17 protein-coding genes are annotated in these 17,961 nt (G+C 58.9%); 7 read left to right on the top strand and 10 right to left on the bottom strand.

Annotated elements, in window-relative coordinates; genetic code table 11:
* Positions 1 to 132: 132 nt before the first annotated feature.
* From ACYG9R_RS02105 to ACYG9R_RS02115, 3 genes are read right to left on the bottom strand one after another with little or no spacing between them, the layout of a single operon-like run.
* The gene (locus ACYG9R_RS02105) at positions 133 to 366 is read right to left on the bottom strand and encodes a hypothetical protein (protein WP_023684750.1); all 234 of its coding nucleotides are present in this window, start codon (positions 364 to 366) and stop codon (positions 133 to 135) included.
* Positions 359 to 1,327: a DMT family transporter gene (locus ACYG9R_RS02110; RefSeq protein WP_245260073.1), complete on the bottom strand. Its 969-nt coding sequence runs from the start codon at positions 1,325 to 1,327 to the stop codon at positions 359 to 361. The genes ACYG9R_RS02105 and ACYG9R_RS02110 overlap by 8 nt, the downstream gene beginning before the upstream one ends.
* A 13-nt stretch (positions 1,328 to 1,340) precedes the next feature.
* On the bottom strand, positions 1,341 to 2,174 hold the full coding sequence (locus ACYG9R_RS02115) for a hypothetical protein (RefSeq protein WP_023824114.1): 834 nt from the start codon (positions 2,172 to 2,174) through the stop codon (positions 1,341 to 1,343).
* A 111-nt stretch (positions 2,175 to 2,285) separates the two neighbouring features.
* Between ACYG9R_RS02115 and ACYG9R_RS02120 the strand changes: the two genes are divergently transcribed.
* Entirely contained in the window at positions 2,286 to 3,254 is a 969-nt protein-coding gene (locus ACYG9R_RS02120) for a LysR substrate-binding domain-containing protein (RefSeq protein WP_023670266.1), read from the top strand.
* Positions 3,255 to 3,494: 240 nt separating this feature from the next.
* On the opposite strand, the gene ACYG9R_RS02125 is transcribed toward ACYG9R_RS02120, so the two are convergent.
* Complete coding sequence (locus ACYG9R_RS02125; protein ID WP_023701894.1) at positions 3,495 to 3,647, bottom strand: hypothetical protein; 153 nt, start codon at positions 3,645 to 3,647, stop codon at positions 3,495 to 3,497.
* A 136-nt stretch (positions 3,648 to 3,783) separates the two neighbouring features.
* Between ACYG9R_RS02125 and ACYG9R_RS02130 the strand changes: the two genes are divergently transcribed.
* From ACYG9R_RS02130 to ACYG9R_RS02140, 3 genes are all read left to right on the top strand, one after another.
* The gene (locus tag ACYG9R_RS02130) at positions 3,784 to 3,951 is read left to right on the top strand and encodes a hypothetical protein (protein WP_023684745.1); all 168 of its coding nucleotides are present in this window, start codon (positions 3,784 to 3,786) and stop codon (positions 3,949 to 3,951) included.
* A 50-nt stretch (positions 3,952 to 4,001) separates the two neighbouring features.
* Positions 4,002 to 6,083, top strand: coding sequence for an ATP-dependent helicase (locus tag ACYG9R_RS02135; RefSeq protein WP_023824115.1), 2,082 nt, complete (start codon positions 4,002 to 4,004; stop codon positions 6,081 to 6,083).
* 160 nt (positions 6,084 to 6,243) lie between these two features.
* Positions 6,244 to 6,546, top strand: a complete 303-nt coding sequence (locus tag ACYG9R_RS02140) for a DUF982 domain-containing protein (RefSeq protein ID WP_023670262.1) — start codon at positions 6,244 to 6,246, stop codon at positions 6,544 to 6,546.
* Positions 6,547 to 6,905: 359 nt separating this feature from the next.
* On the opposite strand, the gene ACYG9R_RS02145 is transcribed toward ACYG9R_RS02140, so the two are convergent.
* The 3 genes from ACYG9R_RS02145 to ACYG9R_RS02155 are packed head-to-tail and all read right to left on the bottom strand — an operon-like array spanning position 6,906 to position 9,460.
* Entirely contained in the window at positions 6,906 to 8,033 is a 1,128-nt protein-coding gene (locus ACYG9R_RS02145) for an acyltransferase family protein (RefSeq protein ID WP_196813603.1), read from the bottom strand.
* Positions 8,034 to 8,067: 34 nt separating this feature from the next.
* Entirely contained in the window at positions 8,068 to 8,847 is a 780-nt protein-coding gene (locus ACYG9R_RS02150; protein WP_155923276.1) for a methyltransferase domain-containing protein, read from the bottom strand.
* Positions 8,848 to 8,863: 16 nt separating this feature from the next.
* Entirely contained in the window at positions 8,864 to 9,460 is a 597-nt protein-coding gene (locus ACYG9R_RS02155; RefSeq protein ID WP_155923277.1) for an acyltransferase family protein, read from the bottom strand.
* 477 nt (positions 9,461 to 9,937) lie between these two features.
* Here ACYG9R_RS02155 and ACYG9R_RS02160 point away from each other — a divergent pair, with 477 nt between their 5' ends.
* Genes ACYG9R_RS02160 through ACYG9R_RS02170 form a run of 3 tightly spaced genes read left to right on the top strand, consistent with a single transcriptional unit; the run spans position 9,938 to position 14,933 of the window.
* The gene (locus ACYG9R_RS02160; RefSeq protein ID WP_245260074.1) at positions 9,938 to 10,870 is read left to right on the top strand and encodes a class I SAM-dependent methyltransferase; all 933 of its coding nucleotides are present in this window, start codon (positions 9,938 to 9,940) and stop codon (positions 10,868 to 10,870) included.
* Between the two features lie 8 nt (positions 10,871 to 10,878).
* Positions 10,879 to 14,148, top strand: coding sequence for a glycosyltransferase (locus tag ACYG9R_RS02165; RefSeq protein WP_196813604.1), 3,270 nt, complete (start codon positions 10,879 to 10,881; stop codon positions 14,146 to 14,148).
* A 2-nt stretch (positions 14,149 to 14,150) separates the two neighbouring features.
* The gene (locus ACYG9R_RS02170) at positions 14,151 to 14,933 is read left to right on the top strand and encodes a hypothetical protein (RefSeq protein ID WP_155923278.1); all 783 of its coding nucleotides are present in this window, start codon (positions 14,151 to 14,153) and stop codon (positions 14,931 to 14,933) included.
* A 35-nt stretch (positions 14,934 to 14,968) separates the two neighbouring features.
* Here ACYG9R_RS02170 and ACYG9R_RS02175 read toward each other — a convergent pair whose 3' ends face one another.
* From ACYG9R_RS02175 to ACYG9R_RS02185, 3 genes are all read right to left on the bottom strand, one after another.
* Positions 14,969 to 15,754: a GGDEF domain-containing protein gene (locus ACYG9R_RS02175; protein ID WP_023824123.1), complete on the bottom strand. Its 786-nt coding sequence runs from the start codon at positions 15,752 to 15,754 to the stop codon at positions 14,969 to 14,971.
* A 397-nt stretch (positions 15,755 to 16,151) separates the two neighbouring features.
* Entirely contained in the window at positions 16,152 to 16,802 is a 651-nt protein-coding gene (locus ACYG9R_RS02180) for a hypothetical protein (RefSeq protein ID WP_023824124.1), read from the bottom strand.
* A gap of 444 nt (positions 16,803 to 17,246) precedes the next feature.
* Positions 17,247 to 17,759 carry a DinB family protein gene (locus tag ACYG9R_RS02185; RefSeq protein WP_023824125.1) on the bottom strand — a complete coding sequence of 171 codons (513 nt, stop codon included), beginning with the start codon at positions 17,757 to 17,759 and terminating at the stop codon, positions 17,247 to 17,249.
* Positions 17,760 to 17,961 lie beyond the last annotated feature (202 nt).

The raw sequence follows: 17,961 nt of genomic DNA on the forward strand, positions 1-17,961 counted from the left end.
TTTTTTAAGACTTCTCTTGATGTATCGACCTAGCTGCCCCCCCCAACGGGTCGCTAAAGTCTCAATAAACGATCAAGAATCGGAACAGGAGGATGTTTCCACAACAGGTTGCAACGTTGCAAATTAGAAAATCTAATACTTGGAAACGGCCGACTTCGCGCCAGCAGATTTCAACTGCACGGACGCCGCAGGTTTAGAGTCGGCCAGTATGTCCAGAATGCGCTTCCAGCGGGCGCACCGGCCGAAATCTTTTTGCTCTATCGCCTTTTCGGCCTTCATGGCGGCGTAGAGCGGCGCCTCGGCGCCGAACTCCTTGAGCAGCCAGAATGCTTCCTGTCTGGCGAGGCGTTCATCGTCGTCAAGCATGTTCAGCCTCCGAGCGTTCTATGCCCACCGCAATACAGCTGCCGATGACGAGGACCGCACCGGCTATCGCGGTCAGCGTCAGCCTTTCGCCCGAAAGTGTCAGCAGCAGCGTCGATGCGATCGGGGTCAGATAGGCGATGACCGCAACCTTGCCGCCGCCTTCAAGCTTCAAGGCGCGCGACCAGAAATAATATCCCAGCCCCATCGGACCGGCACCGAGATAGAGGCCAAGCAGGAGGTGCTCACTGGATGGCCAGGCTGCGCCGTCGTGAATACACCACAGCAAGGTCAGGCCGACGCCGACCAATGCCGAAGGCAAAAGCAAACGCTCCGACGGTGTGGCCAGGCGGGCGACCGCAATCGAATAGAAGGCCATGCACAGCGCCGAGCCGAAGGCAGCGAGATAGCCGACGATGCTGCCCTGGAGAAAAGGCTGGCCGCGACCACCCGAGATCACCAGCGCCACGCCGACAAAGCCAAGCACGGCAGTCAAACCCAGAAGCACGGGGCGTTGCCGCTTGCCCAGCACGATGACCGCCGCCGCGACCATCAGCGGCCAGGTGTAGGCGACGAGATTGGCCTCGATCACCGGCATGGAGGCAAAGGCGATGTATTGCAGCACCATGGTGCCGACCAGGCCAATAAAGCCGACCGCGACCGGCGCCAGGGTGCCGTCAGCACCCTTGGCAAAGGCTGCGTCTTGCGTGTCCCCCTTCCGGCTCGCCAGATGGATGACGGCGAACACCAGAGCCGCTCCACAAAACTGCAGCAACTGCACGAGCGACACCGGATGGCTGGCCAGCAGGGATTTGCCGACCAGCGCGTTGGTCGACCACAGGGCGACCGCGCCGGCGGCGAAGACCAGGGCCGATGGCGAACCCGATCCATCCCGGAATCGGCGCGACGGTGCCTTGTCCTTATCGCCGACCATGATGTTACCGACGGCCAAACCGGTGTCCACTTCTATGCCCTGGCTACCATGATTCCCTTGATCCGCCCGGGACCGGCGCATCGGTCGCCGCCGCAACCGGACGCTCTTCCTCGAAGCGGCGATAGGCCGGCAGCTGGTTCGTCCAGACGTCTTCGGCCAGTTCGTTGACCCATTCGCGATCGTGATCATTGTCGGCTGCGAGATAGAACATGCGATTGTCGTCGACGTAGGGCTTGGCCACAGAGCGCTGGTTGAGGACCAGCGTGACGCGCGAGCCGAGCTGGATCGGCGCGGTGCGGTGCAGCACACCGAGAAACTGGCCGAGTGTGGCATAGTTCATCTTGTGGTCGATGCGCATGACCTGGTTGCGCGGGATTTCGCGGCCGGATTCAAGGATGGCGCGGCCGGTCTCGGAATCGTCACAGTAGATTTCGAGATGGCCGCCGACCAGCGGATTGCTGATCGACAGCGGAATGAGTTCGGTGACCGGGACACCGTCGCAATGCCAATCGACGGCGCCGTCCTTGGGATTCATGAAAGTGACGGTCGAGCCGACGATCGACAGCGGATAGGGCTCGAGCTTGGCGCCCATCATGTCGGACAGACGTTCCAGGCGCAGCTTGTCATGCAGCAACTCCTTGATCTCCGGGATAAAACGGTCGGCGCCGGTGATGAAGGTAAGGTCGAGGTGCTTGTGCACGGCGTGGCTGGCCTTGAGCTTCAACGCCGCCTCTTCGATCGCCGCCAGCAGCGCCGGGTCGTAGCCATGCAGATACTGCGCAACGCCGAAACCCGACACTTTCCAGGCCGTCTCATGGCCGATAATGGCTTCTCGGCTCATCGCGTAGCGCAGTTCAGGTATGGTATGGGCGTTCATTCTACTTCTCCAGGATGGGGGCATCACTTGGTAAACTGTCGATTAATTTCCCCACCCCTGTAAAATTAGGAATGCTGGTGCTAGTGTAAGCCCAGCTTAAGGTCGAAACGCGTGCGTCTGCTCAGTCAGGTCAACCTCAATTCGCTGAAGATTGTCGAAAGTGCCGCCCGGCACCGTAACTTCACGCGCGCGGGCGAAGAGCAGTTTATTACTGCTTCCGCCGTCAGCCAGCGCGTCAAAAGCCTTGAGGAACAGCTGCGCTTCAAGATCTTCCAGCGCGGCGGCAATGCGGTGTCGCTGACACCCGAAGGCGAGACCTATGTGTCGCGCGTTCGCGAGGCGCTGGAGCGCATCGTGGCGGCCAGCATGGAGGCGACCGGACAGTCGCAGGCGCATGTGCTGAAGATTTCGGTGCTGCCGACGTTCGCGGCGCGCTGGCTGTTTGCCCGCCTGCCGCTGTTCCAGCGGCAATATCCCGAAATCGAAATGCGGGTCTCGACCTCCTACGCCACCAATGAGTTCGCCACCTCCGAGTTCGACCTCGAGATCCGCTATGGCGACGGCAGCTTTCCCGACCTCAAGGCGGACCTGCTGTTCAAGGAGGATTTGACGCCGGTGTGCAGCAGGAAGCTGTTCCACGAGGTTCTCGGCGATAGGCCGCCGTCAAAGGTGACGCCCGACGACCTCAGGCATTTCACGCTGCTGCATTCCGACACCTGCACGCAGAACTGGCAGTCGTGGCTGGGTTTTGCCGGCGCGAGTTCCGTGCTCGGCGAGACCAAGAGCATCTATTTCGATTCCTGCATGATGTCCTATGAGGCGGCCAATGCCGGCATGGGCTTTGCAGTCGCCAACCGCGCCTATATGGCGAGCGAGATCCGCGCAGAGCGGCTGGTGGCGCCGTTTGCCGTGCATCACCCCAACACCGCCGGCTGGTATTTCGTCTGCCCGGTCACCGCGCCCTACACGCGCAAGGTGGAATTGTTCAAGCAGTGGATCATGGCCGAGGCGGCGCTGACGCAGTGCCAGCTGGACGCCGGGATTGCCGGCGGCCCGGTGCTGCGCAAGGCCATTGCCTGAGGTCGGATTCTTTCCGCGGCCTTGCGGGATTTGTGGTCTTTTCTGCTGGTTTTGCGCAGACGGCACGAGCAGACCGGCACGAAAACTGCCACCTCATGACGCAGGCGAGAGACTCAGCTATCTTCGGTTGTTGCGGCGGACCTGATATCCGCCTGGCCGGCGCTATCAGCTCACCTCCCAAGCGGCGCCGGCCTTCTTCTCCCGAAGGCCACCTTCAGCCTTGTCGTCCCGCTAAAACGATCATTGCGCGGGCTGATCGCCGCCGGCCGCCGGCTTTGGCGCCGAATCCGTCTGCGGGGTTTGATCGAGCACAGGGGCTTTGGTTGGCTGGATGTCGCCGTCGCAGGCGGCGAGCGCCAAGCTGGCGGCCAACAAAATCAGAAGCCTCTTCATGGCGACCTCCTAGGTCTGCCCTCTCCTTCGTAAGGCAACGAGGTGGTTCGGCTTTGGTTGCACGCTCGCAAACGACGCCGCGTCGGCTGGAACCAAACGGCGGCTCTGAGGTTGGTTGCCCAAAGGAGATCGCGCCATGATCCGTCTGCTCATTACCGGACTTTTCGCTTACGCGACCTATCGCATCGCCAAGGAGATCATCAAGGACGTGCCCGACAATTTCGATCCGTTGCCGGTGCCTGGCGACGAACGCGCCGCCTTGCGGCGCCAGTCGGCGGCAACGGGTGTCGCGCCACGGCGGTAAGGGCGACTTCCGCCCGTTGCGAACAAAGCGGAAACGATGCTTGATAGGCGATGACCATCGCCATCAATGATTCGTCCTTGCAGCCCGCCTATCTGACGAAGCTCAACGCCGAGCAGCGGCTCGCTGTCGAACATGGCGACGGCCAGATCGCCGGGCCGCTGCTGGTGATCGCCGGCGCCGGCTCCGGCAAGACCAACACGCTCGCCCACCGGGTTGCTCATCTGATCGTCAAGGGCGCTGATCCCAGACGCATTCTGCTTATGACATTCTCGCGCCGCGCCGCCACCGAAATGGCCAGGCGGGTCGAACGCATCGCCGGCGAGGTGCTGGGCCGAGACGCGTCCGTCATCGCCGACGCGCTGGCCTGGGCCGGCACGTTTCACGGCATCGGCGCCAGGCTGCTGCGCGACTATGCGCTGACGATCGGCCTCGACCCGGCCTTTACCATTCACGACCGCGAGGATTCCGCCGACCTGATGAATCTTGCCCGGCATGAACTTGGATTCTCGAAGACCGAAAGCCGTTTTCCGACCAAGGGCACCTGCCTGGCGATCTATTCGCGCGCCGTCAACGCTCAGGCGCCGCTCGGCGAGGTGCTGGGTTCGGCCTTTCCGTGGTGTGCCGGCTGGGCCGAACAGCTGAAGGCGCTGTTCGCCCGATATGTCGAGGCCAAGCAGGCGCAGAACGTGCTCGATTACGACGACCTCCTGCTCTACTGGGCGCAAATGGCCGCCGAGCAGGAGATCGCGGCGCATCTGGGCTCGCGTTTCGACCATGTGCTGGTCGACGAATACCAGGACACCAACCGGCTGCAGGCCTCGATCCTTTCGGCGCTGAAGCCGGACGGCGCCGGACTGACAGTGGTGGGCGACGACGCGCAGTCGATCTATTCGTTTCGCGCCGCGGAAGTGCGCAACATCCTCGATTTCCCGCAACAATTCGCGCGAGCCGCCGATGTCATCATGCTGGAGCGCAACTACCGCTCGACCGTGACTATTTTGGCGGCAGCCAACGCGGTCATCTCGGAGGCGTCGGAGCGCTTCACCAAGAACCTCTGGTCGGAGCGCAAATCCTCGCAAAGGCCGAAACTGGTCAGCGTGCGCGACGAGGCCGAGCAGGCGAACTATGTCTGCCAGGCCATCCTGGCCGAGCGCGAGGCCGGCACGGTGCTGAAATCGCAGGCGGTGCTGTTTCGCGCCTCGCACCACAGCGGCCCGCTGGAGATCGAACTGACGCGCCGCAACATCCCCTTCGTCAAGTTCGGCGGGCTCAAATTCCTCGACGCCACCCATGTCAAGGACGTGCTTTCGGTGCTGCGTTTTGCCGAGAACCCGCGCGACCGCGTCGCCGGCTTCCGCGTGCTGCAGCTCCTGCCCGGCATCGGCCCTTCGGCGGCGAGCACCATCGTCGAGACCATGGCGACATCGCTCGATGACGCGATGGGGCTGGCCCGCTACCGGCCGCCGCAACGCGCAGCTGAGGACTGGCCGGCCTTCGTTGCGCTCTATTCCGGCCTGCGCGCGCGGTCGGGGAAATGGCCGGCCGATCTCGAACAGGTCAGGCTGTGGTACGAGCCGCATCTTGAGCGCATCCACGAGGATGCGACGACGCGGCGGGCCGACCTCATGCAGCTCGAGCAGATCGGTTCAGGCTATGCTTCGCGCGAGCGCTTCCTGACCGAGCTGACGCTGGATCCACCGGATGCGACCAGCGACCAGGCCGGGCCGCCGCACCGCGACGAGGACTATCTGATCCTGTCGACCATTCATTCGGCCAAGGGCCAGGAATGGAAGAACGTCTTCGTGCTCAACACCGTCGATGGCTGCATCCCGGCCGATCTCGGCGTCGGCACCAAGGAAGACATCGAGGAGGAGCGCCGGCTGCTTTACGTCGCGATGACGCGGGCCAAGGACGGCCTGCATCTGGTGACGCCGCAGCGCTTCTTCACTCACGGCCAGGCAGCGCGCGGCGACCGCCACGTCTATGCCTCGCGAACCCGTTTCATCCCGGCCTCGATCCTCGGCGCCTTCGAGCAGACCTCTTGGGCGAGCGTCCACGCAAAGGACGATCCGCGCCACAGATCTGAAGTCCGCGTCGACCTCGGCGCCCGCATGCGCGGCATGTGGAAATAGCCGCAACCGCGGATGCCGGCCGGGGAGCGACCTCAAGAAGCAAATCGGCCTGTCATGGCATCTCTCAGGGAACCTCGGGCCGCCAGCCGCGTTTTCTGGCGTCCAACCCGCGATCGGAGAGCGGCGACCGCCGCCTTTCCGCCCATCCAGAGAGGCCAGAATGCACGACGCGATGTTCTTCACCCCGGTTGCCGTTAGCGTTGGCGCCGGCCACAAACGCATGCTCGCCTCGCTGTTCGAGATGCATGATTTCCTGACCGAATTTCCGCCGTCACGCCGGCGCCTGAGCTATGGCGCGGCCGTGAGGGCCTGCGAGGCGGCACGCGCCGGCGAAATCTCGACTGAGGCCGCACGCGATGCCCTGATCACCTTTGCAGTCACGGCAGGGATCCTCTGGCCCGCGGTCCAGCCGGCCGTCTCGGTCAAGCCGGTCGCACACGGTTATGGCGGCTACGCCGTCTGAGACGGCCGGGACCCAAGCCCAAAACCGCGAAAATATAGCTTCGGTCTGCCTGCCGGTGTCGTCCGGCTTCGACCAGCCTTACCCTATGCAAAGATGCTCGGGCCTGCCGGCGAACGGACAGGCAAGCCGCCGATGATAGAGCAACGGAACCCGGGTCGTCGGTGCCGTATTTCCGCAGAATCCTCGCGGCATGAAGAACGGGCCGCCCAGCCGCGAGATTGGACACACATGCCCTCATTGTGGTCGAAAATCGGCTCGCCAGATATTTGACGCCAAGGGATGAACGGATTACTGACGGCGGCTGGCGGCGGATTACTGCCATTTGCCGGCATGGACCGCATGTCACGCCAAACCAGGTCTCAGGTTTGCTGAACCGCCAGTCCGTTCGGCAGCGCAGGGGCAGGCAGCGGCGCGACGGCGACAGGAGAGCTCGGCGCCATCGACCCGGATTGCCCCGACCTGCGGAACAGACTGCCTGCCCATCGTGTCGACGGGCGCTCTATCCATCGATGGCTTGCCCAGCTTGCGATCAAGACACAAATGCCTGTGGAAAGAATGTAAAGGACGACACCCGCTGAACGGCTCAACCATGCACCAAACAGGAGCGACACTGCGATCATGATCGGCCAATGCCACATATAGCTCGAATATGAGATGTCGCCTAGAAATGTGAGCCACTCGGCCGGGCGCCAGCCTGCCCTTTCCACGGACAGAGCACCCCATACGATCAGCGACGCGGCTGTTCCATAAACTGCAACGCGAAGCAGCCCGGTCGTGGTTCCGAGCGGCTGGGCAGCGTAAAACCCTGCCACAGCGACGATGATACAACCCAGGACCATACCGGCTCGCGGCAACGGCAAAGACAGCCGAGGCGCGATGTAGCCGATCAGCAATCCCGGCAGGAACTCCAAAGTGATAGGGGTGGCAAAATACCATCCGCGGTCCCAGCCGCGCCCGGCGGCAATCACTGCCACAATATGGGCCGCGCCCCAGACTGCGATCGCCGGTCCAGACCTCCTGCCGAACAGCATGGCCAAACCCGCGACCAGATAGAATTGGATCTCATTGCAAAGCGTCCAACTGAGCGGATGCAGAGGACTCGTCGTCAGCAGGCCGATATTCCTCAACGTCAGCTGCGAAAAATCGACCGGATAGAGACCGCTGCTCCCGAGTGAGACGGCGATTGTCGCACCTAGCGAAAGCCAATAGATCGGATAAATCCTGACAAAACGCCTTACAAAGAATTGCAGGGAATGAAGAGGATGGTCAGCCTGTTTCTGCCGCAGCAGACCGGCGGTGATCACTCCGCTGACGACGAAAAAAATATCGACCCCGAATGCCCCAAACTGCAAGAAAAAATTGTAGGCATAAGCGCCCCATTGATTCTTCCCGAATGACGACATTGTGCAAACATGCAGTAAAACAACCAGTGTTGCAGCGGTTCCTCTTATTGCCTGGACAGAAAGTGATTTTGAAAGAGAGTCCACCAATCACCTGCGGAGAAATGACGCGTCAGCCGCTTTAGGACTTTTGAGGGGCCGGATAGCGATCGCCGTCTACCACATCGTCCGCTTGCACCTGCGTCCAATCGAAATTCACCGCCTCGCGATCTTTGCGACACAGGATCGAACTATGGCAGTACAGTTCAGGGATCGGCCGGCGCTGGAGATATTCATCGCAGTCGTCACTGAAGAAGCCCATCATCGGGTTGCTCATCCCCATATCGAGAATCTCGAAACCAAGCGACTTGTTGAACAAGACGCGAAGGCCAAGTTCCGAGAACTGAAAGAAGTTCCACGGGCGCTCGTGGGCGGCGTAGGCGAAGGTCGTTTCGATGTAGGCAACGCCACCGACCTTCATGACCTTGGCAATCTCCTGCGCGATCACCCAAGGCATATAGAGGTGCTCAAAAACGGCGAGCGAATAGACCAAGTCGAACCGCTGGCTTTCGTTGAAATATGTAGACAGTCTATGGGCGTCGCCGGCCACGTCGACATTCGGCCCTTCATAGAAGTCAAAGCCGACATAGTCTGCCTTGTCGAAATGCGCCCGATAGTTTGCTCCGGTGACGACGCGCGACCCTAATTCGAGCACACGTGCGCCGGAATGATTGTAGTTAGAGGAAAGATATCCCATTGCGCCCATATGCGTGACGATCTTTGGCGGCGCCACGGTATGGTCGCCGCGTGTCGGCATGATCAAAAACCCAGGGGTTGGTTCAGCCTGCGCTGGTTCAGCAATTGCGGCCGGCACTTCGGGGCTGATTGGTTTACATCCCTTCAACAGTTCTCGTAGGCGCATAAGGATATCCTCCTCTTCAAGCTAGCGGGGGCTGATGCGGGAGCGCTCCGGAGAATTGAACTGGATGCGCCGCTTTCAAGCTGGCTGCCAACCGCCGATCACGGATAGTTCTGAAGGGCATTTCCACGAACACGGCGAGCAGCGCAGCGAAAGCGATGCAGATAACAAAGACCGCTGCGGCTCTTGATGCTCCTGATATCGGTAGAGTTGTGCGCATCACCTCGAGGACCAGCAGATGCGAAATGTAGAGAGGATAGGAAAGCTCCCCAATCAGGCGGTCGATTCTGCTGTCCTTGGTCAGCGTAAACAGCACCGGCAGCCCGCCAGCCAGGGCGGAGGAGGTGACAGGGGATGGCAGACTATTCAGGCCGCCGATATATGTGTCGATACCAACATAGACAAAGGTGAGGGCGAGAACCAGCCAATAGGTCGGGTAGATTCTAAGGGCGCGATTCGAATAAAACAACCATGCAGATTTGTAGCGGCCGCCCAGAATGAGGCCCATGTAGAAACCAGAAACCATATAGAAGGCCTGGACACCAACCAAGCCGCCGGTCATTTGCAAACGACCAAAGTCGGCGTGACCGAACATCACGCCCAGCGCTAGCAGCACACGAAGAATCCCCCAAGACACTACCGGCCGCGAATGAGATCGACAAATGCGTTTCTGGCGTTCGTTATGATAGGGGTAAGAACGCGGTGTTCGTGGCGGCAAATGTTGGCGTCAACGATCGCTGACTGCTGCATGCTCATGCTGGGCCCCCTTGAAGCGACAAGAACCGTCTTCAGAATCCACTTTCTCATCCCTACCAGCAGGCTGTGGGGAAACACAAGACATCGATCGACAACTATCCGATTTCTGGTAGGTTATCTTACAGCGCGCTAAATATGGAATAAGCTGTGAATATCGATTTTTCCAGAGAGTACGATGCATCCGCGATTCAAACCGCTCTCGATGGCTTTATTGATATTTACATTGACACTTTGCTGAAGATGTTCATATTTTTTTGAATGCCTTAAGTAGAGGTTATGAATCGAGAATCTTACCATTAATCCGCTCCAGCCTTTCTCTGGCCCAGGGTGTTTTGTCATGATCGCAAGCTGGGCGAGCCACCTGTGCATAGGGCGTCTGATACACTGGGTCGCCGGTACGGCAAACGGATCGACCGCGCCAATGGCAACTCCAGGCGTATCGGTCGAATTGCCCGCAGCAACTCCTCCGCAGGCATTGCGCGACGCAATCCTTGATGCAGCCGGCAAAGCGAAATCTGCACTTGAGATCGGGCCCTTCTTCGCACCCTGCCTCACCGGCGCCAACGTCACCTATTTCGATGTCCTGACCAGCGACGATCTGGCGGAGCGAGCCAGGAAAATCGGATACGGCACTGACACCATTCCAGCAAGGATTGACTTTGTTTCACCTGTTGGCGACCTGCGCATAGTCGATCGCAAGTTCGACGCCATCGTCAGTTCGCATTGCATCGAACATCAGCCCGACCTAGTTCGTCATCTAGTCGATGTCGGCAATCTTCTGGAAAATGACGGCAGGTATTTCATCCTTGTTCCCGACAAGCGGTATTGCTTCGACAGCCGGCTGCCGGCATCGACCATTGCTGATGTTATCGACGCCCATTTTGACGATCGGCGCGTCCATACGTTGGCCAGCGTCGTCGCGACACGCGCGCTGACCACCCACAATGAGGCGTCAAGACATTGGCTGGGCGATCACGGTCCGGCGCCGAGCCTGGATGAATTGGCCATTCGGACCCAACACGCCATCGACGAATGGAAAAACAGCAATGGAGGCTACATCGATGTCCATGCTTGGCAATTCACGCCTGCAAGTTTCGCGGAGATCGTCATGATATTGGGGAGGCTCGGCATGATTGGATTGGAAGTTGAAGAGGTCCATGAGACGCTCACCAATGGCATTGAGTTCACCTGTATCCTGAGAAAGTCCAATTCGTTGCCGGCGATTGCGCCGGGGTCGGTCTTGCAAACTCCCGATGCGTGCGCTGCATGAAGGCCACCATGAGCGACAGCGGAACGACGGAAACCTTCAACTTCCAGATTCCGGCAACTGGATCGCTGAATGTGCGCGCCAAAGCGAAGCCGATTGCAAAGCGTACCTGCATTATGGTGCTCGGCATGCACAGTTCGGGTACCAGTGCTGTGGCCAGGGCAATCAGCCTGCTCGGTGCCGAACTTCCAAGGAACATATTGCCCCCCGCCGCAGACAACAGGAAAGGCTTTTGGGAATCTGTGCCGTTGGTTACACTGCATGAGCGACTGCTTAAGGAAGCTGGGAGCCGGTGGGACGATTGGCGCGATTTCGAAATCGCAAGTCTCCCAAGATCGCGCATCCGACACTACAAGGTCGAAATCGCACGCCTCCTCGTTGAGGAGTTTGGTGAGCCCGAACTCTTCGTCCTCAAAGAGCCGCGAATATCTCGGTTCGCACCGCTTTATGCAGAGGTATTGAAGGCCATGGGGGTTGACGTGCGTTACGTGCTCGTCAACCGCAACCCGTTTGAGGTCGCCGCCTCCCTGGAAAAACGCTATCAATTTACCCTGGGCTTCTGCTGTCTGCTCTGGCTACGTCACACCCTGGATGCTGAGCACGCGACTAGGGGCAAGCAACGTGTATTTGTGTCTTATCAGGACCTGACCTCCGAGTGGCGGCCAGCGCTTTCGAAAATAGTCGACGAGTTGGATCTCGCTTGGCCACTCACCCTTCGAGAGGCCGCTGACAACCTCAATCGATATGCTTCTACCGACCATCATACTGCCAGCGCTGCGGAGCTTGTCGACGACAACCGCATTTCCCTCTGGGTCAACGAGGCGTATGCGGCCCTCAATTCTCTAGCCATCGACAAGCGCGACAAATCCGCGAGCCATAGCCTTGATAGGATCAAGGCCGAATTGGACACCCTTTCGGCGATTTCCGGCGACACCTTTTTTTCCGAACTGGATGCTCGCCTGAAAGTCCAGCGTGAGAGTGGGGCGTTGCACAGGGAACAGCGCGAAGGTGTGACTCAAGCTTCGGTCGCAGACCAAGCGCAACGATCGAAATTGGAATTCCTGTTCAGTCAGGAGAGACTTCAGAGCCTTATCTCGGATCTAGTGGCTCTCAAAATGCACCACCGAGAACAAGCGGCAAGTCTCGAGACCGCGAATAAAATGACGTCAGAACTCTGCGAGGTCATCGGACAGATCCATGCCAGCCGCTCCTGGCGGGTAACTCGGCCTATGCGCGCTGTCGCGCGCATTTTGCGAGGTCAGGCAACGTTCTCGGGACTGTTTCGAAGAATGTTCCATCAGAGCCATGATTTGAAGGCACCCTCAAAGGCCGATGTACCAACGTCGGCAGTTTCGAAATTTCTTTTCTACTCGCGGGTTATCTCAACAGAGACAATCAGCCGCGTTCGAACTCCACATGACGCACTTGTCGTTCTCAGGCGTGCGCTCAAATCGCTAAAGACAGGCGGTGCTACCGCTCTGTTGTCGGATCTCCGTCGACTGGGAGCGCAAGGCACTGGGGATCAGAGCTATGCGTCGTGGATCTCAGCATACGATGCCTGCTCTAGTCGCGACATAACTGTTATAAAATCATTCGTGTCACATCTGCCTGAGAAGCCGCTGATCTCGATCGTTATGCCGGTATACGATACGCCTGAGCACTTCTTGCGGGAGGCAATTGAAAGTGTTTTGGCACAACACTATGAGCGCTGGGAACTATGCATAGCTGACGACGCCTCTACCCAGGAATCCGTTGCCGCGATCTTGGGCGAATACGCAGCCCGAGACCCTCGCATAAAAATCATCTTCCGGCCCCAGAACGGGCACATATCCCATGCTTCCAACTCGGCCATTTCGTTGTGTACGGGCGAATGGATTGCATTCCTCGACCATGATGACACACTTGCACCGCATGCTTTGGTATGTATTGCCAAAGCACTCGCTGACAACCCAGATGCCAAACTCTTGTATTCAGACGAAGACAAAATAGATGAGCAAGGGAACCGCTGCGATCCGTATTTCAAATCGGATTGGAACGTAGATTTATTCAGATCGCATAATCTGGTCACCCATCTAGCTGTATACCATACGCAAACTGTTCGGGATCTGGGAGGCTGTCGACCGGGGTTTGAAGGAGCACAAGATTATGATCTTGCTCTCAGATTCACGGAAGCCATAAGCCCCGAGCAAATCGTCCACATTCCTCATGTCCTCTACCATTGGCGGACTCACCAGGGCAGCACAGCAAAGACCTCCGATTCCAAGCCATATGCGATGCTTGCCGGTGAAAGGGCCCTCAACGAACATTTGAAACGAGTTGAGCCAAACGGTGTCGCGAAACTCGCGGGTTTCGGTTTCTTTACACGCTACCCAATTGCCGGCCCGCTGCCTTTGGTAAGTGTGATAATTCCGACGCGTAACGCGTCGCTACTCGTTCAAAATTGCATAGGGTCGATCAAGAACCTGACCGGCTACAGCAATTTCGAAATCATTCTGGTGGACAACGGTTCCACCGATCCGCAGGCGTTAGAATATTTCTCACAGCTTTCAAGAGACGGCATTGTTCGCGTAGTCCGGGACGATGGTCCGTTCAATTTCTCCCGGCTTAACAACAATGCCGTTAATGTTGCTTCGGGCGAAGTTATTGCTCTTGTGAACAACGACATAGAAGTGATCGCGCCAGATTGGTTGACCGAAATGGTTGAACACGCCCTCCGCCCGGGCATCGGCGCTGTTGGAGCGCGACTACTCTATCCCAACGGGACACTTCAGCATGGCGGTATAATCATGGGGCTTGGAGGGCTCGCCGCCCATGCTCATCAAGGATTCGATCGATGGTCCCCAGGATATGTCGGGCGTGCGGCGCTCAATCAGAATTTTGCGGCGGTGACAGGTGCGTGTCTGGTGGTCACCAAGGCGAATTACGAATCGGTCGGCGGCCTCAATGAGACCAATCTTGCCGTCGCTTACAACGATGTCGATTTTTGCCTTCGTCTTCGTGAGATCGGGTTGCGCAACATTTGGCTGCCCGGCGCGGAGCTATTCCATCACGAGTCGGCAACGCGTGGCTATGAAGACACCGCAGAAAAAAGAGAGCGTTTTGGACTGGAGAAGGCTTACATGGTAAAGCGTTGGTCATCGATAATTGCGAATGACCCTTACTATAGCCCGAACCTTACTGTGGACCGGACGGATTTCTCAATCGCCTTTCCACCCCGCGTGAGCAAGCCATGGGAAGTCTTGTCGCAACCGACAGGTATTAATGGGCAGAGAGGGAGATGAATATGCTGGTAAACGAACGATACTCCTCAGAACTCCCCTCTAAACAAGCTGCGATAGATGTTTTTTCAGGTCGCTGGACATCGGGGTTCCCGCGTGAATCCGGCCTGAAGAGCGGCGGTGTTGTTCCGCTGTTCGACGATCCCCGAATTGCCTATCTCGTTAACAAGCTCGGTGCATCGATTGTCGGGATCAACGCCGTGGAACTGGGTCCTCTTGAGGGAGGTCATAGCTATTCATTGATCCGTGCCGGGGTTGGGGAACTTACTGCCATCGAGGGGAATTCATTTTGTTATTTGAAGACGCTTATCACCAAGGAGGTTCTGAATCTGACGAACCTTCACGTCGAATATGGCGAGGTGGAAAAATGGCTGGATACCGAAAGCAGGAAGTTCGGACTTATTGTAGCCAGTGGGATACTTTACCATCTCGTTGATCCTCTGCGCGCTTTGGTCAATATGACGCGGAGGTCCGACAGCATCTTCTTATGGACGCATTTTTTCGACGAAGAGTATATGCCGGCGGGAGATCTTCGACGTGTTCCATTCTCTGGGCGGGTGACCGCAGCTCAATATATGGGATATACGGCGGAGTACTACTGGCGCTCATATCTGGGTGCTCAGACCACCGATCTCTTCAACGGTGGTATTCATGACACCTCCGTGTGGATGTCACGTAAGGGCATTCTTCACACTTTTGCCCGCGCGGGCTTCGACGTTGAGGAATCGTTTGTCGCGGCTGATCACGTCAACGGCCCGTCGGCTTGTTTCCTGGCCCAGCGGCGTTGACTGGTGGCACCAATTGATTGGCTGAAGTCGTCAGTTCAATGCAACGTCGGATCACCAGCCAGCAGGGCGCGCGGCCCTGTGGTCTCGAAACTGACCTGGTCGCGGCCGTTGGATTTGGCCTTGTAGAGGTGCCGGTCGGCCGTCAGGAACATGTCGGCATAGGTGGTGGGTCCGCTGAAGGCGACGCCGCCGATGCTCACCGAGAGCGGACAGGGCCGCCCATCCGGGGCAAACTCGACCTCGCGGATGCGCCGCCGGATCCCCTCGGCAACTAGCCAGGACTGCGACGGGTCGGCGCCAGGCAGGAAGATGGCGAACTCCTCGCCGCCGATGCGCCCGACAATGTCGGCGCCGCGCAGCTGGGCCTTGATCGTCTGCGCAATAAGCTTGAGCGCCTGATCGCCGCAATCGTGGCCCAATCGATCGTTGATGGTCTTGAAATGGTCGGCGTCGACGATCAACAGAGCGCCGGCATCGACGACGGTCTGGCTGCGCGCCTGTTCGAGATAGGCCTCGACCAGCATTGAAAACGCGCCGCGGTTGAACACCGCGGTCAGGCTGTCGGTCGCCGCGACAATGCTCAGATTCTTCTGGGCGATCGCCAGCTGGCGCATCTTGTACATCAGGAAAGAGAAGAACGATCCACCCAGCACGAGCGGCAGTAGCAGGTCAGTGAGCATTGCCCAGCGCAGCGCATCGGGCGACAGCGACGGAAAATTGTAGGAATCGACTAGGAAGGCCGCCGCGATACAGATCGCCGTGCCGACAACCGTGACTGCTATGACCCTGCCCCAGCTCGTGGGCGACAGATCGACCCGCATGCCATTTCTCCCACTGTGTTCGCCATTTTGCAGCGGGAACACAAATGAAACCCTAAAATCCTACCCGCAATTCGAATGTGGTTAACCAGAACAATTCCAGGAAAAGCGTGAGCGACTTTCCCGGGAAAAGTGCGTAGCGCTTTCCTTTCGGAATTGCCAAGACAAAGGGATAGCGCGTTTCATCGTTTCCGTTAAACGATAAAACGCTCCGGCAACCGAAAGGCGCAATCGATTGCCTTGATATGAATGGCGACAAAAAGCCCGCCACTTGCGCGGCGGGCTTTCCGACTGGCCGGAGGCTTCTCGTCAGCGCATGTCCCTCGGGAAGTCTGGGCCATGCGGTAGGAGAGTGCCGTAAAGCCTCACGGCTGGTTCGACACTCCCGGCGAAACCTGTCTCAGCGACGCGAGATCATAAGGCATAGCTGCCGCAGATCGCTGTCGTAGGTGCCCTCGCTGGCGAGCACATCGACGCAGCGCTTCTTCATACGTGTCAGTTGGCTGTTCGACATGCTGGCGACGACACCGGGTGTCCCAGGGGTGCCTGGTGTTCCAGGAGTTCCTGGAGTGCCGGGGGTACCGGGCGTACCGGGCGTTCCGCCAATGCCGACGCCGACGCCGACGTTGATGCCGCTGCCGACGTTGACGCCGACACCGGCCTTGATACCTCCGCTGCCGCCGACCGTGGCCCCAACACCGGCCTTGATGCCACCGGCTCCGCCGACCGTCGCGCCAGCGCCGGCCTTGATGCCGCTGCTACCGCCGACTGAGGCGCCGAGGCCCGCAGTAACGCCGCTATTGCCGCCGACCGTTGCGCCAGCACCCGCCTTGATACCGCCGCTGCCGCCAACCGAGGCGCCGGCACCGGCCTTGACCCCGCCGCTGCCGCCGATCGAAGCGCCAACACCTGCATTGATGCCGCCAGCACCGCCGATAGATGCGCCGACACCGACGCCAATTCCGCCGCCTGCATTCGCGGGAGCGGCAAAAATGACGATAATTGCACCCGCCGCCAGTGTTCTAGCGATTTTCCGAGTGATATTAACCATGACACTCTCCTTGTTGCCGTTCTGCTTTGTGCACTGCAACATGCCAGCAAATCAAACAGACATATGCTTATGCACTCACAGCTACGCACGAGTCTTCCTTATAGTTTCTTTATTTTTTTCAAGAATAAGGATTGTAGTTCTCAAGGTGTGCACTGGTCTGCTAAAAAAAAATATGTTTTTGCTTCAATATTTAAACTTTGTTTAATTCTCTAAACAGAAGTTCCACCGGAGTTGGAGCGGGTTGTGGCTGCGGCGGCCTGGAGCCGAAGGCCCACAAAAGGCGGGCCACCGACAGCCCAGCCACCTGGCCCCGTCACCGGGCAGAGTTGTGCCGACAGGGTCCTCACAACCCGGCTGGAATCAGAGCTGGCGTCGGGCATGGATGGTCGGCGCAAATGTACCGGTAACGCTCCCGTGCGTTCAAACGGAAGCGCGGTCAGGAGATCAGGCGTAGGCGCGGCCTTCGTCGGTGCGTTGGAAAAACGCCAGGTCGAGCTGCACCGAAGGCCGGCCGAGAATGGTCAGGATGGTATGCGCCTGGCCGCGGTGATGGGTCTGGTGGTTGAAGACGTGTCCCAGCGCCGGCGCCAGCCGCTGCGAGACGGTGCGCATGTCGGAAACGGTCATGTAGGAGAAGCGGCCGGACAAAGCCTTTTCGGTCAAACCGCCGACCCAGTCGACGATCCGCCTGTCCTCAGCCTCACGCGCCAGCTTTAGGCCAGGCAATGCGCGGTGCAGGATGGCGTCGAGCTTTGCCGGCGCGTCGCCCTCGCCGGTGAAGCGTTTCATCCAGATGCGGTCGGTGGCCAGCAGATGGTTGAGCGTGCCCATCATCGAGCCGAAAAATGCGCCGACATCGCGGTTGAACTCTTCTTCGTCAAGTGCGGCGACGGCATCGTAGGTGCGGCCATTGGCCCATTGATTGTAGGCCGCGAACATCATGAAATGCTGTTTCATCTTTTTCCCGCCGACGAGTTCCGCTTCAGCCGCAGGCGCCTAATTAGACCGCGAGGACGCAGCCGCCAATGACCATTCTGTTCTATGAACTCGTCGGACACGACGCGACCCGTCCGCTCAACCGGCATTGCTGGAAGGAGGCGGCGGCAGCAGCTTAGGGAATAGGCAGTAGGCAATAGGGTCTGAGCGCTGTACTGCCTAC

This window comes from Mesorhizobium sp. RSR565B, assembly GCF_054719465.1.